General features: G+C 43.9%; 17 protein-coding genes. 6 read left to right on the top strand and 11 right to left on the bottom strand.

Going from position 1 to position 16,625, the window contains the following annotated elements:
• Positions 1 to 93 precede the first annotated feature (93 nt).
• From ACYX4M_RS01525 to ACYX4M_RS01515, 3 genes are all read left to right on the top strand, one after another.
• Positions 94 to 1,215: a zinc-binding dehydrogenase gene (locus ACYX4M_RS01525; protein ID WP_476081602.1), complete on the top strand. Its 1,122-nt coding sequence runs from the start codon at positions 94 to 96 to the stop codon at positions 1,213 to 1,215.
• A 199-nt stretch (positions 1,216 to 1,414) separates the two neighbouring features.
• Positions 1,415 to 2,236, top strand: a complete 822-nt coding sequence (nei, locus tag ACYX4M_RS01520) for an endonuclease VIII (RefSeq protein WP_476081601.1) — start codon at positions 1,415 to 1,417, stop codon at positions 2,234 to 2,236.
• 97 nt (positions 2,237 to 2,333) lie between these two features.
• Positions 2,334 to 3,266, top strand: coding sequence for a bifunctional helix-turn-helix transcriptional regulator/GNAT family N-acetyltransferase (locus tag ACYX4M_RS01515; protein WP_476081600.1), 933 nt, complete (start codon positions 2,334 to 2,336; stop codon positions 3,264 to 3,266).
• A gap of 50 nt (positions 3,267 to 3,316) precedes the next feature.
• Here ACYX4M_RS01515 and ACYX4M_RS01510 read toward each other — a convergent pair whose 3' ends face one another.
• The 3 genes from ACYX4M_RS01510 to ACYX4M_RS01500 form a co-directional block, all read right to left on the bottom strand.
• Positions 3,317 to 4,489, bottom strand: a complete 1,173-nt coding sequence (locus ACYX4M_RS01510) for a sugar efflux transporter (protein WP_476081599.1) — start codon at positions 4,487 to 4,489, stop codon at positions 3,317 to 3,319.
• A 190-nt stretch (positions 4,490 to 4,679) separates the two neighbouring features.
• Positions 4,680 to 5,354 carry a nitroreductase family protein gene (locus ACYX4M_RS01505; protein ID WP_476081598.1) on the bottom strand — a complete coding sequence of 225 codons (675 nt, stop codon included), beginning with the start codon at positions 5,352 to 5,354 and terminating at the stop codon, positions 4,680 to 4,682.
• 191 nt (positions 5,355 to 5,545) lie between these two features.
• Positions 5,546 to 5,914, bottom strand: coding sequence for a hypothetical protein (locus ACYX4M_RS01500; RefSeq protein ID WP_476081597.1), 369 nt, complete (start codon positions 5,912 to 5,914; stop codon positions 5,546 to 5,548).
• Positions 5,915 to 6,195: 281 nt separating this feature from the next.
• Between ACYX4M_RS01500 and ACYX4M_RS01495 the strand changes: the two genes are divergently transcribed.
• Entirely contained in the window at positions 6,196 to 6,702 is a 507-nt protein-coding gene (locus tag ACYX4M_RS01495) for an aspartyl protease family protein (protein WP_476081596.1), read from the top strand.
• A gap of 89 nt (positions 6,703 to 6,791) precedes the next feature.
• Here ACYX4M_RS01495 and ACYX4M_RS01490 read toward each other — a convergent pair whose 3' ends face one another.
• The 3 genes from ACYX4M_RS01490 to ACYX4M_RS01480 form a co-directional block, all read right to left on the bottom strand.
• On the bottom strand, positions 6,792 to 7,202 hold the full coding sequence (locus ACYX4M_RS01490) for a hypothetical protein (RefSeq protein WP_474855153.1): 411 nt from the start codon (positions 7,200 to 7,202) through the stop codon (positions 6,792 to 6,794).
• Positions 7,203 to 7,465: 263 nt separating this feature from the next.
• A complete protein-coding gene (locus ACYX4M_RS01485; protein ID WP_476081595.1) occupies positions 7,466 to 7,774 on the bottom strand; it encodes a hypothetical protein in 309 nt (102 codons plus the stop codon).
• Positions 7,774 to 8,322: a YaeQ family protein gene (locus ACYX4M_RS01480; RefSeq protein WP_476081594.1), complete on the bottom strand. Its 549-nt coding sequence runs from the start codon at positions 8,320 to 8,322 to the stop codon at positions 7,774 to 7,776. The genes ACYX4M_RS01485 and ACYX4M_RS01480 overlap by 1 nt, the downstream gene beginning before the upstream one ends.
• Positions 8,323 to 8,593: 271 nt before the next feature.
• Between ACYX4M_RS01480 and ACYX4M_RS01475 the strand changes: the two genes are divergently transcribed.
• Positions 8,594 to 9,235: a peroxiredoxin-like family protein gene (locus ACYX4M_RS01475; RefSeq protein ID WP_476081593.1), complete on the top strand. Its 642-nt coding sequence runs from the start codon at positions 8,594 to 8,596 to the stop codon at positions 9,233 to 9,235.
• Positions 9,236 to 9,316: 81 nt separating this feature from the next.
• On the opposite strand, the gene ACYX4M_RS01470 is transcribed toward ACYX4M_RS01475, so the two are convergent.
• Positions 9,317 to 10,123, bottom strand: coding sequence for a hypothetical protein (locus ACYX4M_RS01470; protein WP_476081592.1), 807 nt, complete (start codon positions 10,121 to 10,123; stop codon positions 9,317 to 9,319).
• Between the two features lie 376 nt (positions 10,124 to 10,499).
• Here ACYX4M_RS01470 and add point away from each other — a divergent pair, with 376 nt between their 5' ends.
• Positions 10,500 to 11,501: an adenosine deaminase gene (gene add / locus ACYX4M_RS01465; RefSeq protein WP_476081591.1), complete on the top strand. Its 1,002-nt coding sequence runs from the start codon at positions 10,500 to 10,502 to the stop codon at positions 11,499 to 11,501.
• A 25-nt stretch (positions 11,502 to 11,526) separates the two neighbouring features.
• Here the strand turns inward: add and ACYX4M_RS01460 are convergent, their stop codons facing one another.
• From ACYX4M_RS01460 to ACYX4M_RS01445, 4 genes are all read right to left on the bottom strand, one after another.
• Positions 11,527 to 12,090: a class GN sortase gene (locus ACYX4M_RS01460; RefSeq protein ID WP_476081590.1), complete on the bottom strand. Its 564-nt coding sequence runs from the start codon at positions 12,088 to 12,090 to the stop codon at positions 11,527 to 11,529.
• On the bottom strand, positions 12,083 to 14,443 hold the full coding sequence (locus ACYX4M_RS01455; protein WP_476081589.1) for a marine proteobacterial sortase target protein: 2,361 nt from the start codon (positions 14,441 to 14,443) through the stop codon (positions 12,083 to 12,085). Before ACYX4M_RS01455 ends, ACYX4M_RS01460 begins: the two co-directional genes overlap by 8 nt.
• A 623-nt stretch (positions 14,444 to 15,066) precedes the next feature.
• Entirely contained in the window at positions 15,067 to 15,294 is a 228-nt protein-coding gene (locus ACYX4M_RS01450; protein WP_474855167.1) for a hypothetical protein, read from the bottom strand.
• Between the two features lie 197 nt (positions 15,295 to 15,491).
• Positions 15,492 to 16,445 (bottom strand): YihY/virulence factor BrkB family protein, encoded by a 954-nt coding sequence (locus ACYX4M_RS01445; protein WP_476081588.1) that lies wholly within the window; start codon positions 16,443 to 16,445, stop codon positions 15,492 to 15,494.
• Positions 16,446 to 16,625 lie beyond the last annotated feature (180 nt).

Raw genomic sequence — 16,625 nt, 5'->3', positions numbered from 1 at the left:
ATATGTATTCGCAATATAAATATTACTGATAGTTGTGGCGTGTTAGCTTAACAATACAATTGAGCGTTTAATTTTTAGGGCACAAGAGTCAACATGAAAAAATCTAAACAACTATTTACGCTAATTACCTCAGAAGGTGAGCTTCAAGTATCTTTAAAAGAGGTTGATGTTCCAGAGCCGAAGCCGCACGAAGTGATTGTGCGCATGGAAGCATCTCCTATTAACCCGTCAGATATGTGGCCTATGTTTGGCCCGGCAAGCCTTGATAAAGCCACTTTCGATGCTGATAAAAATGCATTGGTTGCGCCGGTGCATAAGCCTTTGTTAAATCGTATTAAGTCGCGTTTAGACCAGACTCTGCCTATCGGAAACGAAGGTGCAGGTACGGTTGTTAAGGCGGGTGATAGCCCAGAAGCGCAGGCGCTAATGGGCAAAACGGTATCTATTCTAACAGGCGCAGCCTACACCGAGTATGCGTGCGTGCCCGTACAGGCGTGTTTACCTCATATGGATAGCACTACGCCGCAACAAGCTGCGTCTTCGTTTGTTAATCCGCTTACTGCACTTGGTATGGTTGAAACCATGCGCATGGAAGGTCACAAAGCGTTGGTACATACTGCTGCGGCATCTAACCTTGGGCAAATGCTGAACAAGATTTGTTTAGAGCAGGGCGTAGAGCTTGTAAATATTGTTCGTAGCCAGGAGCAGGTGGATTTGCTTAAAGATATCGGCGCGAAAATTGTGCTTAATTCCAGCAGTGAGAATTTCAAAGCTGAGCTATATCAAGCCATCGACAGCACTGGCGCTACACTTGCGTTCGACGCCATTGGTGGCGGTGAGTTAGTTAGCGATATCCTTACCATGATGGAAGCGTCGGGCAGTAAAGATGCAAAAGGGTTCAATACTTATGGCTCTGACAGCAATAAACAAGTGTATATCTACGGTGGCTTAGATTTCTCTCCGACAATTCTAAACCGTGCTTACGGTATGACCTGGAGTATTGGTGGTTGGTTATTAATGCGCTTCTTAGGCAAGCTTGATAAGAAGCGTGTAGGCGAACTTTACCAAAAAGTGGCTACGGAAATTAATACTACGTTTGCGTCGTCCTACAGCAAAGAGTTAAGTCTTGAAGAAGCACTACAGCCAGAGAATGTGGCTCTGTATAATGCGAAGAAGACCGGCACTAAATATCTGATAGTGCCAAACAAGGGTTAATCAGCGGAACGTTTAAATACGGCAAATTTAGCTTAACTTTGATTAATAAAAGGGTCTGTTGATCTTTGATGTACTAACTTCGGTTTAAAGTACATTAAAGGGCTACAGGCCTTTTTTGTATTCGTTATCATATAGCTGCAAAGAAGCTGAAGATGATGCGAACTAAGCATTAACCCAGATAAAAGGTCGTTAAGATAGCATGCCTGAAGGTCCTGAAATTCGTCGCGCTGCAGACAAAGTCGAAGCAGTGTTAAAAGATGCTTCGTTAGAAAAGGTAGAGTTTGGGTTAGCGCAGCTTAAACCCTATGCTAAACAGCTAGAAGGCGAAAAAGTCTTGCGCATGGAAACCCGCGGCAAGGCGTTAATTACCCATTTTAGCAATGGGCTCTCTATGTATTCACATAACCAACTCTATGGCGTGTGGCATACCTGTAAACGCAACGAAATGCCCGCGACTACCCGCCAGCTAAGGGTAGGGCTTCATACCGAAACAAACAGTGCTATTTTATATAGTGCGTCTGACATTAGCATTTGGCCAACACAAACCATTCATGAGCACCCTTTTTTACAGAGAGTTGGGCCCGACGTACTCAACGGTTCAGTGACAGAAGAGTTGGTATTAGAACGACTAGGTTCAAAAGCGTTCTTTAACCGCGCGCTAAGCGGGTTATATTTAGATCAGCGCTTTATGGCGGGGCTGGGCAACTACCTTCGCAGCGAAATATTGTTTGCAGCAGGTGTTCACCCCTCACTCAAACCTTCTCAGTTAGATGATGAGCAGCTACGCAGTTTGGCACATCACACCTTAGCAATATGCAAACGCAGCTATGAAACAGGTGGCTATACTGTGTACACAGAATTACGCGAAGTGCTTGAAGCAAAAGGCGTTAACTTTGAAGGTACGCGGTTTATGGTGTTCGACAGGGAAGAGCAGCCTTGTAGAGTCTGCACCACTCCAATAAAACGCCAAATGTATAACGGGCGACGTCTTTATTGGTGTAGCCAGTGCCAGGCGAAGTGAACCACATCCCCGTTTTTTGATGATCAATAAATAATCTGTTTGACTTGTTTCCAATTACGGTTAATTATATCCGTAACTGGTTACGGAGTTTTGTGAAGTGAAGTCATTTAATGAATTGGGGCATATTGCATTAGGTACTGCCTTACGTCAGTTAGCCGCGCAGGTGTCAAAGGATGCGGAAAATACTTATGCGAAATTTGGATTTGCGATAGAGCCAAAGTGGTTTCCAGTATTTTACGTGCTCGCGTCAAAAGGTGCTGATTCTGTCGTGAATATCGCTAAAGAGATAAATCATTCTCACGTGTCGGTGAGTAAAATCGTAAAAGAAATGAAAGCACGCGATCTAATTGAAAGTTATAAATCGAGCGACGATTCGCGGGTTACGTTGGTGGCTTTAAACAGCAAAGCGAAAGCGTTGGTGCCCCAAATGAAAAAGCAGTGCGATGCCATAGACGCTGCCATGCGCGAACTAAAGGAAGAAACGGGTATCGATTTATGGGAAGCGGTGAGCGTAGTTGAACGGCACCTTCGATATCGCCCAATTAGTGCAAGAGTGGACGCTCACTCGCCTGATATTAAGGTAGTCGATTATGCGCCAAAGTATCGCGAGGCATTTAAATCGCTCAACGTTGAGTGGATAAGCAAATATTGGGAATTGGAAGAGCCTGACTTTAAAGCGCTCGACGACCCTGAAGGTTACATTTTGAATCAGTCGGGTGTGATATTGATCGCGTTAGATAACGGCGAACCCATAGGCTGCTGTGCACTTATTAAACAAACTGATGACACGTTTGAACTTGCTAAAATGGCGGTGTCTCCCAAAGCTCAAGGTAAAGGGGTAGGGCTGCTGTTAGGTAAAAGTATTGTTGAAAGAGCGAAACTGATGGGATTAAAGCGGCTGTATTTAGAAAGCAACTCGGTACTTAAGCCCGCAGTCAGTTTGTACGAAAAGATTGGGTTTAAGCATATTAACGGGGCGTCGTCGCCTTATGCTAGATGTGATGTGCAGATGGAGCTACAGTTAAAATAGTCTGGGCGTACGAAAGTACAAAGAAAGTACGCGTAAGAAAAGACAGGATCCTAACGACCTGACCGGTGCTTTACAAATATGAACACTAACATCACGTTTAAGCCGAATATGGCAATGCACAGCGACCCAATTGTGGCATCTCTGAAGCTAAAGAATTGAGCCACGGTACCTGCGCCAATAGTGCCTAGCATCATACCCACCCGAGTGGCATTTGAATAAAATGCTGAAGTGAATCCAGTTAAGTCGGGTGCTTGTTGTTGCAGTAGCGTCAACCCAATGCCAGCATATAAACCGTAGAACAGGGCGTTTAATATTTGAAGGGTTAACAACTCCCAACTTGACTGAGAAAAGTACACGCCAACGTAAAAGCAACAGCCGAAAATAAAAGCCACAGCCATGATACCCGCAGGTGGGAAGCGTCGAGCTAATTTGGCTGCTAGCAGCATGGTAGGTATTTCAAGTGCTGCCACAACCCCCATCATTAGCCCAGGCAAATTTTCCGGCAACCCCAGTTCATTCATTACGTACAAAGGCATGGATGATAAATACATGACATTGCCTGCCATTCCGGCAAGTATGGCTAACCCCACAAGCCAAAATGGCAGTGATAGCGAGCCTTTAAGCGTTGTATTGAGTGACTGTTGATTGGCTTTTTGAGGCGGCACAACGTTCACCACAAAAAGCGTTGCAACAATCACGCATGCAATGGCCACCGAGAAGGACGCTGCGAAGCCAAAATTGGCAACCAGCGTAAATGCCAGCGGCGGGCCTACTACCCAAGCGAGAGAAATGGCAGCGCGAACTTTTGAGTTAAATGCGGCTAAGTCGATGTCTTGGTTTTTTGCCCATAATCCCGAAACGGTCAACATTTGAGACACGGCTCCAGCGCCCACCGACATAAATAAGACGCCTGCAAGAAATACGTACCAAAACTGTTTGCTAAAGATAAAGGCGACCATGGCAATGCCCACGCAAATCATGGTTAGCCCGTAAAGACTATTTGCGTTAAAACCTTTGTCTGCCAAGTGCCCGAGGTACTGACTGATCACCAACCCTGATAGCGTAACGGACACCATATAAATACTTATATAAATAGGCTCAACGTTGATCTCATCAATGAGGAAGTAGCTCATCAGTGGTGTAACAAACGACGATGTTAGGCCAGTTAATAGACTTAACAGTAAAAAAGGAAGCTGTGGAGAAAATGCGTGACGCGATGACATGAGGATACGAGCTCCGAGGCACTGTTAACCGGGATTGGCCGAAATTCGTAAAGAAAAGGTCGCAGCCCTTAATAACGAGGGCGCATTATAAGTGCTGCGTATCTCATGTCTATGACAAAGCTTTTATTAGTTATACCGTTTTAAATACTTAGTTTACTTCATGCGCCTAGGCCCATAGCGCGTTGTAGATTTAAAGAAAGCTCGCAATTTCGCTAAGCGACTTTTTTTGCAAGGCGTGTGCAGGAATAGTGGCGTTATTCGCCGGATAGCCCGCAATAATAAGCATATAAGCACGCTCGTTATCAGGCCGTTGACAGACTTCGGTTAAAAAGTTCATTGGCTTTGGTGTGTGGGTCAAGGTTGCCAAACCTGCGTTGTGGAGTGAAGTAATAAGCATACCCACCGCGATACCCACCGATTCGTGCACATAGTAGTTTTGGCTTTTTTCGCCTGTTTCTGTCTCTCCAAACTTTTGACTGAATACGGCAATTAGCCAAGGCGCGGTTTCCAGATAGGGTTTACTTGCGTCAGTGCCTAACGGCTTTAGGTCATCTAGCCACTGTTGCCCCGCACGCCCATTATAAAAACCGCGCTCATGCGCTTCAGCCTGTTCGCGTATTTGTTGTTTTACTTCGGGCGACTGAATAGCAGCAAAGTGCCACGGTTGATGGTTCGCCCCGCTAGGTGCGCTTCCCGCGGTTAATATACAGTTTTCAATTACGGCTTTATCAACAGGTCGGTCGCTAAAGTGTCGAATGCTGTGCCGACGCTGCATGGTTTTCAAGAATTCTTCGCTACGGGCTAGCATTTGCTCTTTAGGGTATTCGATAAAGTCATTGAGTGGTGAATGGTCGTGAGGCTGCATTTATTTTCTCTTTTTGTTTTTTATTACTTTATCGCTTCTGACGCGTTAATAAAAATAAAACGGGCAAAACAAATGTTGTAGTGCAGAGCAAAATACTAGGTTACGTGATTATGTATGCACAATAAAAAAGCGATTCACTCAGGCAAAAGTGAATCGCTTTGGTGCAATCGGTTGGAAGTTGCAAGCAACGATTAGTTACGCTTGAACGGCGGGCGCGTGCCTCGTTTTTGTGTGTCAGCTTGCTCTTCGAGTACCTCAAGTTGAGCTACGTCGTAAACCGGCATCATTTTCGTCACTCTACGAAATGGGGGCTTGCCGCGCATAATGACGTCTTTCACTTCTACATACTCAATGGCGTCTTGCCCTACCGACTCTAATTGTGCAACATCGTTAACTGACAAGCTTACGATTTTGCGTTTGAACGGTGGCTTGCCAGAGTAATCAACAACTTGCACATCAACCGTTTCATCGCTTGGTGTGGACATTGCCTGTGCTGTATTAGCAGAAACGCCAAGTGAAACCGCGGTAATTAATGAACCCAATACATAGCGTAATTTCATGTTGTGTCCTCTTATTGAATTGCTACTTTAGTCTATTGTATGACCAAAAAAGTTCTAAACAATGGCGATTGGTGATAGCCATTTACTATCACTTAACTGCTTATAGAAAATTTCAACAATCAAGAAGATCGCGAGGAATAGAGCGATAACGGTTCACGATAGACATTGGGCGGTTAATCATAGTGCAGGAAAAATGAGTGGATGCACCGTTGTGGTGCTATAGCGCTATGTGGTTTTGAAGACTGCTGGCTAAATCAATCACTTACCCTTTGGTCTTTATCTTGCTGTCACCTAATACCTATTTAGAATCGGCAGAAGGTATCGTTGCGGTGAAGTTAAAATTCAGGGTGCCGTCTTTGGCGCTATCAACTTTATTATTCGCTTTTGCATCGACAGTGCCGGCGATAGAACAAAATATTCCTCTTTCACAAAGCAAAGGCGGAACACTATATTTGGAAGCGACCCTAGAATCGAACATAAAGGCTTCGTTTCTATTAGATACGGGTTCAAGCTTGTTAACCCTCAATCAAGCTACCTTCGACGCGCTAACAAGAAATCAAAAGCTACTCGCTACGCGTACTTCTGCGGCGAGAATGGCTAACGGCAAGATCGTTAAAATATCACAGTATCAGTTAAACTCGGTTCGTATAGGTCATACCTGTGAAGTGGGGCCTGTAGAGGTGGCTGTACTTCCAAAGGGAAATAATATTCTAGGCATTAATACATTATTGCGGGTTGCGCCTTTAACTATCACACCAGAGTCGGTGATTTTAGCGGGTTGTGAGTAGACATTTTTACAAACGTTTATTTTTTAAACGCCAATAAAAAAGCGAACCTTAAGGTTCGCCCTCAATTTCTACGTTAATATGAGATCACATTAATCGTCACATTCGCTTACGTCGCCGCCCATTTGCTCTTTCATTTTTACGCAAGCTTCGTGTGCTTTCTTCGCTGCTGCATCTTTAAACTCACCTGCTTTTTCAGCAGTCGCGTCATACGCGTCAGAGGCCATATCTTTGCCGTCTTCATATGCGTCTGAAGCCATCTCTTTGCCATCTTCATAGGCATCAGAAGCCATTTTCTTACCGTCATCAAAGGCATCAGATGTTGCATCTTTGGTTTCATCCCAAGAATCTGCCGCGCCTTCTTTCGCCTCTTCATAGGCTTCAGAAGTTGTCTCGCCTGCCTTTTCCATCTCTTTGCTTACTTCGCTTTTTGTTTCTTCGCTAGATTCTGTACAGCCCATTAAAGACAGTAGTAGTGCTAACGCCATTGCTTTAGTTTTCATTATGAAGCTCCTTTTACCGGGATAGTGGCTATTTTTATAACCGATCAACATGGTGTTCGAACATGCAGCATAAGGCTAAGTGGTACTAGCCATTTAATATCAATATTTGGCAAGCTGAATATTCAACTAATCCAGTCTAGCCTACTTATCTAGTAAAGCGTAAGTAGACTTTATGCGGAAAAATGAAAGGTTTATAACTAAATTTTGGTAATTTGTGGAATTTATATGCTCCTGAACGGTGCTATTTCGTCGGAATGCGGATGTTAATCATCTGGGCCTTGTGTAGTAAACACGAGGTGTCGACGCATATCCTTCAACACAACGCCTTTTTTAAGTAGCGCTGCGCTTAATTTTCGCTGCCACTTCTTTAGCTCAGGCTCAGCATTTGACACCGCTTCTTCATTTTCGAATTGAAAGCGAAGCAGTAACGAGCTGGGGAATTGGTGATACTGAACGTCAAACCAACACTGTTGCATACCATTTAACTCTTCAAGCGCTTGTGCTTCAAGGCTATCGGCTACACTAAAAACCAGTGCTTGCTGTTTAAGTTGAACGGCAGAGAGCTTTTTCATTACAACTGCTTCTCTATAGACACTTCAACGCTCTCGGTGACATCCGCACCTTCAATAGTTAGCCACATTTGCCCATCTTGAATAGTAACCTGTATTTGCATAGAGCGATGAACAGCATTGGCCAAAGTAGTGGCAAGCGACTCTGGCAAAGTAAACACTGATAAGTTCTTTTTGGTTTGTAGCTTGTTATGTTCTTTCTTCCACCACGCGTCGAAGCTGTTGTCGGCGTAGGAATAAATCATCATTTGTTGGCTTTGATTGCAGCCCTTTTTGATGCGCTGTTCAGACGGTTGGCCCAACTCAATCCACAGCTCTATTTCATCGCTAAAACTCTTTTGCCATAAATCTGGAACGTCGTCGTCAGACAGCCCTTTGGTAAACTGTAGGCGTTCATGAGCATTAACAATAAACGCAACCACGCGCAGCATCATTCGCTCGTCATTTTCAGAAGGATGACGGGCAATAGTAAGGTTGTGGTCGTTATAGTAATTGCGATCCATATCCGTTATGGATATGTCAGCTTTAAAAATGGTCGCTTTAAGAGCCATGGTGATCCTGCTTTGTTTTTATTAAGGCTTTCGAAAAACCTCGTGTGCCATGCGAACGAACGCTACAGCAAATTTTGACGCTATATTACCAGTAAAATGCGTTGCCTGCTGTAGCTAAGAGGCCTATATCAAAGCTGAGTACGTGTTTATTTTCATGCGTAATGAAATTTTAAACAAACCTTCTCGGTCATGTTCCTAGGCATCGCGCGAAGCGCGAATAACTAAAACGGTAAATAAGCCACAATAAGAATATAAATTTGGAGAGGGATCAATGAAAAGACTCGTCGCTATGGCAGCTATGGTATTCGCCTGTATTGCGGGTACATCAAATGTACATGCTTTAGAGCGTGGAACTATTGCTGAAGATGCAAATTCAGTGACGCCATTGCTCAATGGTCAGGTTGCGCCTAAAACAACGCTTAAAATGGCTGACGGATCGCCAGTAAGCTTACGAGCGCTGACTATGGAAAAGCCCAGTATTGTACTTTTTTATCGCGGCGGGTGGTGCCCATACTGCAACGAACAGCTTGCCCAGCTGAAAGATATTGAAAAAGACTTAGTGGACATGGGGTATCAGATATTGGCAATTTCGCCTGAATCACCTGCGCGTTTACAAGAGCAAAAACTTGAAACTGAGTTTTTGGTTACACTGCTATCTGACGATAAATTAAATACGATCCGCGAATTCGGCGTTGGGTTCTACGTAGATACCATGACTGAATTAAAATACAAAACCTATGGTATTGATTTAACCAAAGATGAAAGTGGAAAAAGCGTTTTGCCAGCGCCTGCTATTTTTATGCTAGATAAAAAAGGGAAGGTTTTATTTAGTTATGTGAACCCAGACTACAAAGTTCGCCCTTCGGCAGAACTGGTATTAGCAGTAGCAAAAACACTTAAAAAAGAGATGTAATGACTCGTGCAAGCCTTATCAAGGCACAGCCCTTGAGCCTTGATAAGCTATCGCCACCACCACTTAAAAAGTCGCCAGCACTTAAACGGCAAGTAGAGTTGCGATTTGCGATGCTAGTTTTTTAGGGGCAATGTAGGTATCGCTCTTACAGTCTTTTACTACGTTCAATAGTGCTTTAAGCAGCGGTTTATTTTCTACATTGCGCTGACACACCGCGTGAATAGTATTGAGCGCTAGTGTACCTCCCAACGTTTGGATATCGTCAATGTTCAAATTTTGTAAAACGCGATTTGCCGTATAGCGGCGCCATGACATGTGATAGCTGTCAAAATCGCACGTTAGGTCAACACTGAGTGCCGCTTGAAGCGCCCAACTTGAAGGTCGGTAGTGCAATAGGTGTTCGGTAAGTAAAAAGATCTCTAGTGCGTGCTCAACAAATAAAGAAGGCTTAGCGTGTTTACTTAGTTCAACTATCGGGAACACACCCTCTGCAGCAAACATCGACGTTACAAATTCAAAGGTGTAATAGCCATCGCCATGAATGGCAAGCATTAACGATTCTATCTCATTTAGAAGAGCTGAATCCGAATGGTTACCGATGTGCTGCAACGTTAAGTTATCCAAAAATTGCGCAACGATTGGGTAGCGAGAATTAAGCTCTACCCATTCGCTGTCTGTTGAATAACGTTTCGCTTTTTGGCTTTCTAGGTAACAGTTGTAGCGGGATAATTCGACAGAGGCATGTGGCGATCTTGTCGAATAAACATATCCTGCCCATGCCATCATTGGCGATGAATTTAGGCCGAGCGCTTTTATATCTTCCATTGACGTACTTGGCGAACAAACTACTTCGACAACCCCATGGGCGGCCATTACATCTAGCCCCATAAAATCGGGGCTTCTTGCATGTGTTCGAATGAATACGCACCGTTACGCCAGCCTGCTAAATAGCAGCCTTCTATACACTTTCCGCACATAACTGTGCTCCTGTTGTTTACGTTATAAGGAGAGGTGACTGGTTAGTCTTAGGTGGAAAACAGCTTATGTACAAAGCCACATCAGAAATTGGGAGAACTTGGCTTTGAAAAACTGCACAAAGCATCGATAAGTATTGCGTCGACACAATGGCCTAAACTTAAAACAAATTTCGTTTCAAAAAAAGCACAGTTTTGTCCCGCTATAAAACAGTTATTTTCTGGCAGCAAGCGAGGTTTAACGCGGCAAGTGTTATACTTGAGAATGCTCGAATCCAAATCGTATTCCCATGATCAATAAAACACTTCCGCTTCTAGATTTACACCGCCACCTAGATGGTAATGTGCGCCCGCAAACTATTCTTGAGCTTGGGCAGCAGTTTAATATTAATCTGCCCGCTAACTCGATAGAGGGGCTGCGACCATACGTTCAAGTAATGAAAATCGCGCCGGATTTGGTGTCGTTTTTAAATAAGCTAACGTGGGGCGTTAAGGTGTTAGGCAATCTTGATGCTTGTAGACGTGTGGCTATTGAAAACGTTGAGGATGCCGCAAAGCAGGGCATTGATTACGCAGAGCTGCGCTTTAGCCCCTATTTTATGGCAGAAAGCCACGGTTTGCCTACACAAGGTGTGGTTGAAGCGGTTATAGATGGTGTAAAAAGCGCAGTCGAAGAGTACGATGTTAAGGTTAACTTGATAGGTATATTGTCGCGCTCTTATGGCGCAAAAGCATGTCAGCAAGAGTTAGATGCAATACTGGCGTGCAAAACGCACATTACTGCCATTGATTTGGCGGGCGATGAAAAAGGCTTTCCTGGTAACCTGTTCGTAGAGCACTTTGAACAGGTGCAGCGTGAAGGATTAGCTATCACAGTTCACGCCGGTGAGGCGGTGGGCCCTCAGAGTATATGGCAAGCTATCGATGATTTAGGTGCTACGCGAATAGGGCATGGTGTTAATGCGATTTATGATAGTAAGCTTATGGACTATTTGCGCGATAAGCGCATTGGCATAGAAAGTTGTTTAACCAGTAACATACTCACAAATACGGTAACTTCATTACCAGAACACCCGTTAAAAACCTTTTTGGATCACGGCATACTCGCCTGCCTAAATACCGACGATCCAGCCGTTCAAGGTATAGAGCTAGATCATGAATTTGATATCGCGGCCAAGCAAGCGGGCCTGACTGCTTCTCATATTAAACAAGCGCAGAAAAACGCCTTAGAAATAGCGTTTTTAAGCGAAAGTGAGAAAGCCGCTCTAATCAAGAAAGTGGGGTCAGAGTAAAGACTCTGACCCCATAGCTTCGATTTTATGAAGGCTTGAGCTCGACAACTAACCTTAAATGGTTGTCTTGAGCAATGGTATAAAATGGGTAACAAGTGACTAAATACAGCCTTTTTTGATTGAGTTGAACATTCAGCGTTTGCTTTTTTGTATCAACAATGCGCTTGGCCGAAATTCGATAAGGGTGCCATATCCCATCAGAAGTTTGCAGCTGTAGCGCATCACCAATATTTACCTTTGCAAGAAAGGCGAAATGGGTGTCTTTGTGGCCTCCAATAACACTGGTTTCACTGGCCAGCTCTCCAGCATTGATATGTCTTCCTGGGCCAAAGGCCAACGCATTACCCTGGGCACCTTCTAGAATATATAAGTCGGTATCGCTTTTGGGATGCACTAACCGCCCGACGGGCCACGTGTCTGCCCATTGCCACGGCTTAACTTCAGCGCCCGTTTGCAAGGTTTCTGCCCAAGCTTTTTCAATCAGTACTTGGGCTAACTCTGCTTTTATCGTTATCCACGCAGCATTACCAAACCCAAAGGTGACAGCCGCAATAAGCAATACACTTATGAGTACTTTGGGCTTAACCATGATGCTTTACTCTTTCATCTTTTACTAAAATACTACATTGGCTTGAAAAAAATCGCTGTGTTTCACTTAAGTAAAGCAGTACCAAAAAGAGGGATGAAAGAGCACCAATAGCGATGTAAAAAATAATACCAGCAGAGGTTTGCGGATAGCTAACGGCACGCATTTGTGTACCTTGTGGCACTAGATTTTTTACGTTCTGCGATTTAACGTTTACCGATTCAGGTCTTGATACGATTTCTTCAATAGCAACAAAGCTGGTATATGCCGTAATTAGATTGTGGGCTAAGGCTACGCTAATAATGTCGTTTTTAACCTCGTTTTCTTCTCTACCAAGCGCCTTTTCATCCATTAGCGCCGCAATTTTTTTACGTGCCCATGCGGTAGCGATACCATTGCGTTGAGTTGAGTGTGATGGTTTAGCATTAGCCGAATTATCGCTTACGTTATTGGTACGTTCAGCTTCTAAATAACGAGCTTGTATACTGCGTTGCCACTTATGTGTATTACCGTCTTTGTCAGTTAAAGTACCCTCGAGCACCAAGCTATTGTCCGCAGTATTCTGTTCCAAATTATTACCATGACTGCGCTTTTCGTAGGCAAGGTCGGGCACTTTTAAATTAATGAGCAGTGGCTCGCCAGCGTACAAATCAGGTAGGCGTTTCGGGTAAACTTCAACGTTATCCTTGTGCCGCATATTCACTGGCAGCGTTAAAGAAAGATTGCTCAATACAGGGCTTTCAAGCTTGCTAAATAAACGCAGCATTTCTTTTTGAATGTTATTTGGGTTGTCGACAAACACATAACTACCCCGGCCGAATTGTGCTGCGCGGGTCATAAAGTAGCTGTTAGGTGCGCTGCCAATTCCTACCGTAAAAAGCCTTGCGCTACCTAGCTGTTGTTGAATCATTGAAAAGAGTGCAGCTTCATTTCCGACAGCGCCATCAGTGATAAATACAACCTGTTTAATGTAGTTTTCTTTTGGCTGTGCGCTTAGCGCTTCTAAAAGGGCGCCCGCCATCTCGGTCCCACCGTTTGCGTGTAGCTCAGAGATAAAAGATAGGGCCGTTTTTATATTATGTGGCTTAGTATTGGCAGGTTGGCTGAATAACTTTGTGTAGCTTGAATTGAATGCCACAATATTGAACCTGTCCTTTGCGCCAAGTCTTTCAATCGCTAGCTTTAACGCGGCTTTGGCATCTTTAATCGGACGTCCGCCCATCGAACCCGATGTATCTATGATAAAAGTAACGTCCCGCGGAAAGTCTTGAAGATCGTCAGGATTAACTTGAGGTGGTGTTAGCATAACTAACGCATAGTGATCCGAATCTATATCTTCAGCGAAATAGGCTGCTTGTGGAGTAGTGTCCTTCGATGGACGCCACCGCAACCACACATCTTTATTCATGGTTACGTGTTTATCATCAATCCAAGCGCGGTATTGATATTTAGCGTTTTCAATAGCATGCCAGTTAAGTTTGTGGCCTGTGCTATTGATGGAATCAAGAGGCACCCCTGCATTTATTGTTGCATTGAAAGAAAGCTGATTCGTATTGCTATCGGGCTGAGCTGGCGCCATAAACGGTGTTATTTTATCGGCGTCACTGACTTCATTTGTGGGTAGCGCCCAGCCTGAAACAAATGTGTTATTGCTCGTTAAACGACTGCTACCATGGTCTGTGCTTTGCGGGGCTCGCTTACTTCTACTTTTAGCGATGTCGCTGGACGCGTCATTGACATTTTCTTCTTTGTGATTGTTTGCTCCAATGTTGCTAAGGTAAGCATGTTCAATTAAATCGGTATCGCTTAAGTTTCTTGTAGGAATGCCAGGGATATAGCGAGGAGTAAGGGTGGTAGGAAGGTGGAAGCTAAACTCTCCATTATCATACGCAACCTGCTGTATGTACTGTAACTTAACCGTGATCTGTTCATGTGGAGCTATATTTGCTAAATGTTGAGTGAATAAGTTCGGGCGCTGTTGTTGCGTTAAGCTGGCTTTCTTTCCCGCTTTTTTTGCTGCATCAAACGCTTCTTTGGCTTGAGCTTTCGGCTTTATTTTCCCGACGATAACTCTATCGCCAATAAGCATTTCCATACTATTTGTCGCCGCGTTTTCATTAAGCGGAAAGGTATACACACCATGTTTCCATTCATCGCTATCATTGGTAAACGTTTGAGAATAGGTGACGTGAGCAATCATGCCATTAACTTGCAGCTCAACGTCAGTTGAATGTAATAAGGCTGGCGCCGACTCTCCATCTTCGCCCTGCATCACTAGTTCACCAGACTCTGCGCGACTTAACGGGCTTACTGCCACACCAAGTAAGAAACACAGGAATGAAACAAGTATTAACAAGGTATGGCTGCGAGATTTTGACGAATTTTGCCGCTCGCGAAACAGGGGCTTATGTGTTTTTGTGGGGTTAAAGTAGTCGCGCTTGGGTGTTTTGGAAAATAGCATGGAATAAGCTCGCGTTAAGTGACGATGCTTATTATTAAACGCCTCGATTAGGGCGAATTATGAACAGTTATTATGGCGAGGTGGTGAAGAAAAATGGCGAAAGTGTGTTTCCCGCTTGCCGTTCAGTGCATTCTGGAAGGCGCAACATTTAAACGCGCCAACATTAAACAACCTATGCAAGCTACAAACAGCGAAGAGCTTCCTAGGTTTAAAACGCGTTAGCCCAGAAACGCGTTGCATTAGATAAAACTGTTCACAGGCTAGCGCTTTATTATAGGTGAGGGGAAGACATTCAGCTTTTTTGCTCCGATAGTGCAAAGCAGAGTTATGACGAAAATGACTGTTGTTGTAATCACCATTTCAGCATGCTCATGAAGACGGAAAAAATATGATAATGTCCTTAGCGCAAATACGCTCACTACAATAATAAAAAGCATGTAGGCAATATATTTGACTATTTGAACAATTGATATATTCATTGAAAACTCCGAAGTCGGAGGCGTTACGCCTCCGGATTTTTATTCTAGAGACGTGCGTTCTGACATTTTGTCGCCAATTTTACCTCCAGCGTAACCTAGGCCGCCAGAAATACCGCCTAAAGCTGCGCCAGCCCAGCCTCCACCGATACCACCTAGTGCCCCTGCACCTACAGAAGCCATAAAGCCCGCAAAACTAAAATCACCCCAGCAGTGCTCTTCACAGCCGCCGGAAACATTCTCGATATCAGTAAAACTTAATTCTTGCATTGTATAATTCCTTTTATGAATTTACCCAACATTGGGTAAGAGAAAAGGTATACAAAACGCTGACTGAATTTAACTGAATAGAAGTATAGTTTTGTAAATTTACGCATCTTCTAAGATGCGGTAACCGCCCGCTCACACTCTCATTGAATGTTGGTGCGATCCTCCTAAATAGCGAGCTAATGCAAAGTTTAAAATAGCTAACGTTTCAGATCGTCTGGAGTATGGTCAGCTACAAAAGCATTTCGTTCGCCCATGGGCTTGTCTTCGCCTTTGGTACTGTCTGCAGTGGTCTGAAGTTCTATCGACGAATTTACCTCTGCACCGATAAGAATGATGTAGGCACTTATGTATAGCCACATTAGTAAAATGATAATGCCGCCCACTGAACCATACGTTTTGCTATAGCTTGCAAATTCGTTTAGATAAATTGAAAAGCCATAGGATGCAATAAGCCACAATGCAGTGGCAAATAACGAACCTGGCGTCACCCATCGCCATTGAGCTTCCCGACGATGTGGAGCATAGCGGTACAACGCTGATAAGGCTAAATTGAATAAGCCGAGCATAACAGGCCAAGTTATCCACATCGACTGTTCTTCGCTAATGGTGTTCGCTGATATAAAAACAATAGCCTCAGGCAAAATCGTAATACAGGCCAAGGCGATAATAACTGCAAGAATCATAAATATTGTGCAAGTTACGCGAGCCAATATTCCTTTTAGAAAGCCCCGCCCTTCCGATTCACTGTAAGTAATATTGCAGGCCTTGATGAGCGCATTTGCGCCTTTACTGCTACTCCAAAGCGAGAGAAATAGAGTAAATAGAAAGCTCCATCCCAAAGCTGTACTGGATTTCTCCGTTAAATTAGTAAGTTGTTCCTCAATAATATATCGGCTATCAGCTGGCACAACGTTTACAAGTAACGCCATATGACTTTGTAGTTCTTCCGGTGAAACCATAAGTCCGTATAAAGCAATAGTGGCACCCAGTAAGGGGAATATCGCCAATAAACAGTAGAAAGCAACACCTGCAGCAATAAGGGGAATATTGTCTTTTTGCAGGCTGGTGAATATGCGTTTTGTTATGCTCCACCAGCTTTTCAGCGAAAGCTCAAATGCAGATTTTGCGTGGCTAAACCGTCCCTTGCTCATAGTTCCTCTAATCTTTTCGATAAGTACGCATTCGTATTCTTGTATACATCAAAATAAAGAAGACGGCTTAACGCTCTCTGTAAATCATTCACAGGCCGTGCAAAAAATTGATGAAGCCTTATGTTGGGATTAATTCAGCTTGCCTGTGAAAAAAATAATAAAAACAATTTGTTATGCTTT

This window comes from Alteromonas sp. ABV4_150 (assembly GCF_056311745.1).
Note: the sequence above shows the minus strand (reverse complement) of the source record. Positions and strands in the feature narration are given on the sequence as shown.